Here is a 9,891-nt window from a genome sequence, read left to right on the forward strand (position 1 = left end):
CAATTAACCTTGTCTAAAGATTGAATCACTATCGTCAATGAATTTCGAATACATACCTTGGAATTTACAAAAGATAGTTCCAATTTCCCCTTGACGGTTTTTAGTAATAATTATTTCAGCCTTACCTTTAAGTTCTTCTTTTTTTTCAGGTGGAGCATTAGTTTCAGGACGGTGTACCATGATAACGATATCAGCGTCTTGCTCGATTGCCCCAGATTCACGTAAGTCGGCGTTGGTTGGACGAGAATCTGGTCCACGTGTATCTACGTTACGGTTTAACTGAGATAAAGCTAGTACAGGACATTTAAACTCACGCGCTAAAGCTTTTAAGCTTTTAGCAATATGAGCAATTAAGAGATGACGTTCACGAAAGTTCTGTTCAGATTCTAGTAATTGTAAGTAGTCGATCATTACTAGTCCCATTTGCGGCTCTCCCGTTTCTGGATCAGCATGACTTTGGGCAATAGCACGTACACGACTACGAACTTTTTCAACCGTTAATCCGTATGAAGAGTCATCGATGTACATGTTCGTACTTTTACTGATAATACTAGCTGCCGAATAAAGACGTGAAAACTCATCTGAACTTAAATTGGCTTTTTGCACACTATGTTGACGTACTAAGCCTACACTACATAATGAACGGTACATTACTTGTTCGGCAGGCATCTCTAGCGTAAATACGACTACAGGTTTTTTAAACTTATCATTCAGATAACCTGCATGTTCACAAATGTTCATGGCAAACGTAGATTTACCTGAAGCAGGTCGTCCGGCGATAATGATTAGCTCACCTGGTTTTAAACCGTTGGTTACGGTGTCTAAAGTAGGAAAACCTGTTTCTAAACCACCTGAACCTGATACATTATTTATTTTGGCTCTTAAGGCTTCGATAGCGCGATTTAAGATATTTCCTGCGTTAAAATCAGAAAGCTTAAAGTCTTGTTCACTAGCTGCTACTTTAGATAGGTCATCTTGTGCGCTAGCAATAATGGCTCCGATATTAGGATTATGACTACGTACATTATTGTATAAGTCTACCCCTATATCTGATATTTGACGCTGTTGCGAATATCTTATTAAGCGGTCAACATAGAACTTAATATTTATCTCGGGAACAGAGTTGTAGAAAAACTCTTGTAAATACTCACGAGTTAAATGGTCTTGTAGATTATTTTCTCGAACCTTAGTTTCAAGAGAATTAAGGTCAATCTCAACTCCTTCCGAATCGAGTTCTAAAAGCAAGAGATATAGTAAGGCATTGCGTTTATCTAAAAATAAACGAGCATTAACTCTATCACTATATTCTTTTATTGTATCTTGGTATTCAATGAATACAGAAAGGACAAGCATTTCCGTTTCAAAACATTGATCCAAAAATTCTTGGTCTTGGTTAAGAGAGTCCATGTGAGATTATGAGGCAAAATTAATCGTCGTACTCTATAGCTACACGATTAATAAACGAGTTTAAAATGGTATTAGGGTCAACATTACTAAAGTTTACGCCTGATGGTAAACCTGTAGCAAATTTTTGACTTGGGATATGTAGTCTACGGCAAATATCACCAATAATTTGGGCAGTAGCTTCACCTTCGGCAGAAGTACTTAAACCAATGATCACATTTTGTATTTGTTGACTACGCAGTAATTCGATAAATTTAGGAATACCTGCTTGTTCTGGAGTAATACCTTCTAAAGGGCTAATTAAACCATTTAAGACAAAGTAAGTTCCTTCGAATACACCAAAAGCTTCCATATTCTCTACATCAATTGGACTTGAGACTACGAGAATTGATTTTTGCTGCATGCGTCGAGGATTATTACAAATTTTACAAATATGTGATTCGGTTAGCGTATTACATACTTCACAATGATGAATATTCTCTACTGCCTCTTGGATTGCTGTAGCTAAATATTTGGCCTGTAAGCGATCTTTATCGGCTAACAGACGATAAACGATCTTAGTTGCAGATTTACGACCAACTGTTGGTAATTTAGCAAATCTACTAATTAGATCTTCAATAATCTTTTCGGTAGTCATAAATACAACTAAAGATGTTGAATGTTTTCTTGTTGGGTAGTAATTAATTCTTGAATAACCTTATCAATAGTATCAGCAAAAAGTTCACGTAAATTAAAGACTTCGGCTTGCTCACAGTGATCGAGCCATTCATATCCGGCCTCACTTAAGCTAGAGAGAAGGGATTGAGCATAATCTCGCATAAAGATATCTCTTACTTCTCCTTGTTCACCTAATTCGATATATAACTTAGCTTGTTGATTTTGCTCTACTATTGCCAGATTTAAAGTATACAAATACTTTAAGAGTGGTAATTCAAGTTTTAATGAATCAATAATTTGTACTGTAGGTAAGGCTAGCATTTGGGTAATAGCTTGCTCTTTAACTACAGCTGGAGCTATGTAATTAGTTTGCGTATAAGCCAGTTTCTGATCTAAATGCTTATAGTACATAGCTTCACTAAAAGCATAGTCCCAGAATTGATTAGTATTTGCTAAATTCTGCAAATACTCAGATACTTGTAATTTAAATTCTTGTTGATTGTTATATGCTCCTAACAAATTCACATCACGAATTTTTTCAGAGCTCGTAATAGCTAAGAATTTAATATCAGCATCTACTGCTGTATTGATTGGATTTTGATTAATCGCCAAGTTATCACTATCACCACTAAAACTTATTAGTTTTGCCCCAGTAAATGCTGGAGGAAGTGTACTTGGCTGAGTGTCTGTAATTAAATTTGCACTAAGGTGATTCGCATTTGCCGAGGCTATTTCATGCTCCAAGCTTGCTTGTGCGCTAGGTTCTTGGAGATAAGCTTCAATTGAGCTTGTATCAACTTCAACATTACCTAAGTCTGCTAGTTCGTATTGATTATTAACAGCCGCAAATTGCGCATAATCTTCTTGCGTGTATTCCGGAGGAGCTGCTATATCGCCAGTTGGCTGATGATCAAGTTTGCTTTCATGTTCGGTAAGAGCAGAAGCATGAATAAGTTCGTGCTTATTTATTGCTTCTACTTGTAGTGCCGAATCTTTATTATTTGTTGTAGCAGCTTTTTGGACTTTGCCATTATCAGCAAGAGCAAAATTAAGTTCTTTCCCCATTTGTCCAAACAGATCATCAAGATCTTTACTATTTTTAGTAGTATCAACTCCAGTAGTTGATTTCCGTTGGAAATTACTTTGAGGATCTATCGAACTCATCGAGCTCTTACGGCGATAATTTTTTCCTTGGCTTTGCGAATCCTGCTTATTAATTACATAAGATTTCTTTTTTTGTCGACCAGATTGGCTTACAGCAAATTTGTGGTATCGTCTCTTGTAAAGGCTAAAGCACGAATAGTCGCTAATTGCATAACTTGATAGGGATTATTAGCATTTTTAATCATGTTCGTAGCATGACTGAAAATTTCATAGATAATCTGCGCACTTTCAGTTAATTCTGGATCTATCGGACTATTAGCAAATTTACTAATCAGAAGATTATTCTCAATGCCATACTCAGCGTAATCCTTAGCACTAATAAAAGGAATCACTGATACTTGATAAATAATACTTAAGATTTGTTGGGCAACTGAATCCCAATCAACTTGTTTTTTATTTATTGTTTGTAAGGCATTTAATGCCACCATCTTGTTATCATCAAGAATAGATAGTACTAAATCTGTAGGAAGATCATCTTCGACTAAACCTAGCATTTGATACACACTAGTAGTGCGTACTTGCTGATTACCAATTGCAATAGCTTGGTCGGTTAATGATAAACAGTCACGCATTGAACCATTAGCAGCTCGTGCTAAGGTGTGAACAGCTTTATCATCAAAAGGAATATTTTCAGCCCGTAAAATTTTTGCCAGCTGTGCTGAAATTTGATCTTCAGTAAAAGGTTTTAAGTGAAAATGCAAACATCGCGATAGCACAGTTGCTGGAATTTTTTGCGGGTCTGTAGTACAAAGAATAAATTTGGCATATTCTGGCGGTTCTTCAAGTGTTTTTAACAAGGCGTTAAAACTTGACACCGTAAGCATATGCACTTCGTCGATAATAAATACTTTATATTTACTGTATAACGGCGGGAAAGCAAGAGTTTCTATTAAATCACGCGTCTCTTCTACTTTGGTACGAGAAGCGGCATCGACTTCTAGTAAGTCGCTCGTTGCTCCATCGTCAATACTTTGACATGAAGAACACTTACCGCAAGGCTCGAGTGTATCCTTAAAGTTTTCACAATTTAAGGCTTTGGTAAAAATACGGGCAATTGTGGTTTTACCTACCCCTCGCGTACCACTTAATAAGTATACGGAGTGTAGTTTACCACTTAGAATACTGTTCTTCATGGCATCAACTACATGTTCTTGCCCTACTACCTCCGCAAAAGATTTTGGACGATACTTTCTGGCCAGAACGGTGTAACTTTCAGCCATTACTCACCTTCAAATTCAACTAAACTAAAAACTTCAACACCTAGTTTTTCAAGTTTTTCTTGACCAGGTAAATCTTTTAAGTTAATCACAAAACCAGCATATTTAACGTGACCTTGTAATTCTTCGATTAGTTTAACTGTAGCAGCAAGAGTACCACCTGTTGCTAGTAAATCATCGATAACTAATACATTATCATTAGCGTTAATGTCGTCTTTATGCATTTCTAAAGAGTCTTTTCCATACTCTAATGAATAATCTACTTTTACAGTTTCACGTGGTAATTTACCCGGTTTACGTACTAGTACAAAAGGTACACCTAAACCTAAAGCTACAGGAGCACCAAAAATAAAACCGCGAGACTCTGTGCCCACAACTTTAGTGATTTCTTTATCTTTGTAATGTGCCACAAAAGCGTCAACTGTTGCTTTAAAAGCTTCAGGATTTGCTAATAAAGTTGTAATATCACGGAAAGTAATTCCAGGTACTGGGAAATCTTGTACCGCGCTAATAGAGTCTTTAATTAGGTTTAAATTTGTCATTGTAGTTTTACAATTAAGTTTTAAAAATAAATAAGAGTAAAAGCTTAATTATCAATCTTTTACTCTTGAATAGGGAAGTTAAAAACTAATAAAAATGAAAATTCTTTTTCACTCTTATTATACTTTAAGGTGTTGATTATGCACATGATTTTTTGCTGCAAATTCAGCTTTTGCTACCTAAATTTGCCTCTAAAAATGTCTTATTATCAACAAAGATTTACTTAGATCTTTTGCTTTGGTAATAAATGATTTTGTGCATAATCACGCATTAAGTGATCAACTAAAACTAAAGCTAACATAGCTTCAACGATAGGCACTGCACGAATACCTACACATGGATCATGACGACCACGGGTTGAAATTTCAACTTCTTCACCTTGACGATTAATTGTCATTCCTGGCAGTTGAATTGATGACGTAGGTTTAAAAGCTACATGCGCTACTATTGGTTGCGCAGTTGAAATCCCACCAAGAATTCCTCCAGCATTATTTGAGACAAAACCCTCACGATTCATTAAATCACGATGTTCTGATCCCTTTTGCGCTACACTAGCAAAACCAGCGCCAATTTCTACACCTTTAGCCGCATTAATACCCATAAGAGCATGGGCAATATCAGCATCAAGACGCTCAAATACTGGCTCACCTAATCCAACAGGTACATTTGTTGCTACAACTGTAACTTTTGCGCCAATCGAATCATGTTCTTTTTTAATTTCACGTAATAAGGCATCAAACTGCTCTACAGCTTGTGCATTGGTAGTGAAAAAGTCATTACTATTAATAAAAGAAATGTCTAAATTCTCAAGATCATAATCCGCTTGGATATTACCAATTTGTGACACAAAAGCATGGATTTGTGTGCCAAACATTTGTTGGAGAATTTTTTTGGCTACTACACCAGCGGCTACACGAATTGCTGTTTCACGTGCTGAACTTCTACCACCGCCACGATAATCACGGAAACCGTATTTTTTATCGTAAGTGTAGTCAGCATGTCCAGGACGATATTTGTCGGCAATATCTGAATAGTCTTTAGAACGTTGATCGGTATTTTCAACTAAGAGAGTTAAAGACGTACCTGTTGTTTTACCTTCGAACACTCCTGAAAGAATACGTACACGGTCATCTTCTTGTCTTTGGGTCGTAAAACGATTAGTTCCAGGTTTACGACGATCCATATCAAAGACAAAATCATCTTCAGTTAATTCAATACCAGGTGGAACACCATCAAGAATGCCAACCAGTGCTGGACCATGACTTTCACCAGCGGTAGTAAGCTTAAATAGTTGACCGAATGAATTGCCTGCCATTTTGCTACCTATAACGTAAGTAAGGGATAACAAACGTTATCCCTTATTAATGAGTGCCATAATTAGAGTTAATTATAAACTTTCTAGTTTAGTAATTTGTTGTCTAATTTGCTCTTGCTGTTCAATAAAGCCTAAACGTTTTTCTTGCTCTTTAGCGATTAATTCTGCTGGAGCTTTTTCAACAAAAGCTTTATTTGCCATTTTGTTATCAACACGAGCAATTTCACTATCTAGTTTAGTTAACTCTGCTTGAAGTTTAGCTAATTCTTGTTTCACGTCAACTACTTCGGCTAACATAAATTCAAGAGTGTCCGCTCCTAACATACGACTAACCACTAACTCGGTAGATGGTTGTTGGGTTACTTGCAGATTGATTTTTGCTAAACCTGTAATAAAGTCTTTAGTATGAGCTAAGAAGTCTGTATCACTACCTACTAAATTAACGTTTAATACTTTAGAAGGAGCAATATTTAACTCAGAACGTAACTCACGTACTAAAGTGATTAGCTCTTGTGATTTTAATAATGGAGCTAATGCTAGATCATCTTGTTTAAACTCATCGGCCTGTGGATAAGCTTGACCCATGAGGTAACCATTTAAATCTGGTAAGTATTGTTTTAAGTTTTGCCAGATTTCTTCAGTTATAAATGGAATTACTACATGAGACATACGTAAAGTAGCCTCTAACATTCTTAATAGTTGGAACTGTGTAGCTTTTACTGCTAATTCATTATCACTATTAAGACTAACTTTAGAGAACTCTAAATACCAGTTACAGAATGTATTCCATACAAAATCGTAAATAGTATTAGCTAATAAATCGAAACGATAAGTTTCAATCGCTTGACTTACTTTTTCTAAAGTTTTGCTAAATTCACTTTCGATGTATTTATCAGCACTACTAAAGTGTGGTGATAATTCATTGTAAGTTTGTTGATCTAATTTAAATTTAATATCTTTACCTTCAAAATTTAATAATACAAATCTTGAAGCATTCCATAGTTTATTACAGAAATTACGATATCCATCTAAACGTTTCATGTCCCAGCTTACGCTACGACCAGATGAAGCAAAGGCTGCTAAAGTAAATCTTAAGGCATCAGTACCATGCGGTTTAATTCCTTCTGGGAATTTTTTCGCAGTACTTTTAGCGATTTGTTCAGCTAATTGCGGTTGCATCATGTTCGAAGTACGTTTAGCAATTAGATCTTCTAAAGAAATACCATCGATCATATCTAAAGGATCAAGAACATTTCCTTTAGATTTAGACATTTTCTTACCTTCTTCGTCATTAATTAGACCGGTAATGTAAACGTCTTTGAACGGAACTTGTGGACTACCATCTGGGTTTTTCACAAAGTGTGAAGTCATCATAATCATACGTGACACCCAGAAGTTAATAATATCAAAACCTGTTACTAAAACTGATGTAGGGTGGAAAAATTCCATTTCTTTAGTCTTTTCTGGCCAACCTAGAGTTGAGAAAGTCCAAAGAGCAGATGAGAACCAAGTATCTAATACATCTTCATCTTGAGTTAGTACAAGATCAGAAGCTAAGTTGTATTTAGCTCTTACATCTTCTTCTGAATCACCGGCATACATATTACCTTGTGCATCATAGTACACAGGAATACGGTGACCCCACCATAGTTGACGAGAAATACACCAATCTTGAATGTTTTCCATCCAGTTGTTATACCAGTTAGTGTATTGTTCTGGTACAAAGCGAATTTTACCTTCTTTAACTAAGTCTAAAGATAATTTAGCCATATCTTTAGTATCAACATACCATTGATCTGTTAAGAAAGGTTCAATTACTACACCACCACGGTCACCATATGGTACAACCATGTCATGAGGAACAATTTTATCTAGTTGACCTAGAGCTTCGAAATCAGCTACTAATTGTTTACGTGCTGCAAAACGCTCAAGTTCTTGGTAACTAGCAGGTAAGGTATAAGAAACACCTGTATCTCTACCATTAGTATCTAATACTGGTGTTGAAACTAGAAGATTAGCTTCATCATCTAGCACATTGATCATTGGTAGATTATGACGTTTACCAACTTCATAGTCGTTAAAGTCATGGGCTGGAGTAATTTTTACTACACCAGTACCAAAATCTTGATCTACATACTCATCAGCAATAATAGGGATCCAACGATCTACTACCGGAATATACACTTGTTTACCAATTAAATTTTGGTAGCGCGTATCATTTGGGTTTACGGCAACTGCAGTATCTCCAAATACCGTTTCAGGACGCGTAGTTGCTACTACAAGGTAGTTATTACCATCTTGGGTTTGTACACCTTCTTCTAGTTGATATCTAAAGTGCCAAAGGTTTGATTTAGATGGGCGGTTTTCTACTTCTAGATCAGAAATAGCGGTTTTTAATTTTGGATCCCAGTTTACTAAACGTTTACCACGGTAAATTTTACCTTCATTGAAAAGATCAATAAATACTTTTTTCACCGCACGTGAACGTACTTCATCCATGGTAAATGCTTCACGATCCCAATCAATAGAGTTCCCTAAACGAGCACTTTGTTTATTGATCGTATCACCGCATTGTACTTTCCATTCCCATACTTTAGCGATAAACTCTTCACGAGCAAAATCTTTACGCGATTTACCTTGTTCAGCTAGTAGTTTACGCTCTACCACCATTTGTGTAGCAATACCAGCGTGGTCTGTACCAGGTTGCCATAACACATTTTTACCTAACATGCGGTTATAACGAATCAGAATATCCATGATAACTTGCTGAAACGCGTGACCCATGTGTAGAGTACCGGTTACGTTCGGTGGAGGAATAACAATACTAAAGTTTTCTTTGTTTGGATCAAAAGTTGCTTTAAATAAACCACTTTCAAGCCATTCTTGGTAGATTCTGCCCTCGATATTCTGAGGCGAATATGTTTTATCCATTACATTACCCTTGTGTACAAAGAGACAATCTAATGTAACTCTTTGTAAAATAAAAAATCCATTTGTGACTTATTATGTACAAAGTCTAGCTTTTTGATTATATCACAATTTTCTCAATACCAAAAGTAAGACCAGCCTGTAATAGGCTGGTCAAAACATGAATTAATCTACTTGCTTTTTCTTTTGTCTATATACATCAAAAATACCATAAACAATCATGAGCCCTGTAATGCAAGCTCCATAAATAGGTAGCAGTACACCTTTTAAAAATACCCAAGCGTCATTACTAATATAGTATTGCGTATATAATCCTGCAATTAAAGCACTAATCATATACACCACAAAGATATAGTTAATAACCATCCATCCTTTTGGTGAAACACCTTTAATTAAGTAGCCAATAGTTTTTTGCATAATGTTTACATCAAACTTATGCATTAATACGATATTAACGATAATAAAGATGATTTTGAATAGATAGAACTTTAATTGAATATATTTAATGTCGTTAAAGATAATTGCCGGAACGGTAAAACAAAAGATTACTAAATACATAAATAAAGCAAATTTGCTTAATTTATGGATAAAGAGATGTTTAATAATCATTTCGACAATAATGGCAATCGATAATGCTATTGCTGAATACTCTGCTGCCACTTCTTT

The 9,891-nt window shown here is 35.7% G+C and carries 8 protein-coding genes; all 8 read right to left on the reverse strand.

Translation table 11 applies throughout. The features are described from left to right. Positions 1–3 precede the first annotated feature (3 nt). On the reverse strand, positions 4–1,407 hold the full coding sequence (locus CKF58_RS07485; protein ID WP_119532537.1) for a replicative DNA helicase: 1,404 nt from the start codon (positions 1,405–1,407) through the stop codon (positions 4–6). Between the two features lie 19 nt (positions 1,408–1,426). Further along, positions 1,427–2,041 (reverse strand): recombination mediator RecR, encoded by a 615-nt coding sequence (recR, locus tag CKF58_RS07490; RefSeq protein WP_119532539.1) that lies wholly within the window; start codon positions 2,039–2,041, stop codon positions 1,427–1,429. A gap of 8 nt (positions 2,042–2,049) precedes the next feature. Further along, positions 2,050–3,225, reverse strand: a complete 1,176-nt coding sequence (locus CKF58_RS07495) for a hypothetical protein (protein ID WP_119532541.1) — start codon at positions 3,223–3,225, stop codon at positions 2,050–2,052. 89 nt (positions 3,226–3,314) lie between these two features. Next, positions 3,315–4,445: a DNA polymerase III subunit gamma/tau gene (gene dnaX / locus CKF58_RS07500; protein WP_119532543.1), complete on the reverse strand. Its 1,131-nt coding sequence runs from the start codon at positions 4,443–4,445 to the stop codon at positions 3,315–3,317. Next, entirely contained in the window at positions 4,445–4,984 is a 540-nt protein-coding gene (gene apt / locus CKF58_RS07505) for an adenine phosphoribosyltransferase (protein ID WP_119532545.1), read from the reverse strand. The genes dnaX and apt overlap by 1 nt, the downstream gene beginning before the upstream one ends. Positions 4,985–5,205: 221 nt before the next feature. Then, entirely contained in the window at positions 5,206–6,297 is a 1,092-nt protein-coding gene (gene aroC, locus CKF58_RS07510; RefSeq protein WP_119532547.1) for a chorismate synthase, read from the reverse strand. A gap of 72 nt (positions 6,298–6,369) precedes the next feature. Beyond that, the gene (locus CKF58_RS07515) at positions 6,370–9,228 is read right to left on the reverse strand and encodes a valine--tRNA ligase (protein ID WP_119532549.1); all 2,859 of its coding nucleotides are present in this window, start codon (positions 9,226–9,228) and stop codon (positions 6,370–6,372) included. A 162-nt stretch (positions 9,229–9,390) separates the two neighbouring features. Next, positions 9,391–9,891 (reverse strand): septation protein IspZ (locus tag CKF58_RS07520; RefSeq protein ID WP_147397243.1); only part of this gene is annotated, 501 nt, incomplete at its 5' end.

This window comes from Psittacicella hinzii (assembly GCF_003585935.1).
GTDB lineage: Bacteria > Pseudomonadota > Gammaproteobacteria > Enterobacterales > Psittacicellaceae > Psittacicella > Psittacicella hinzii.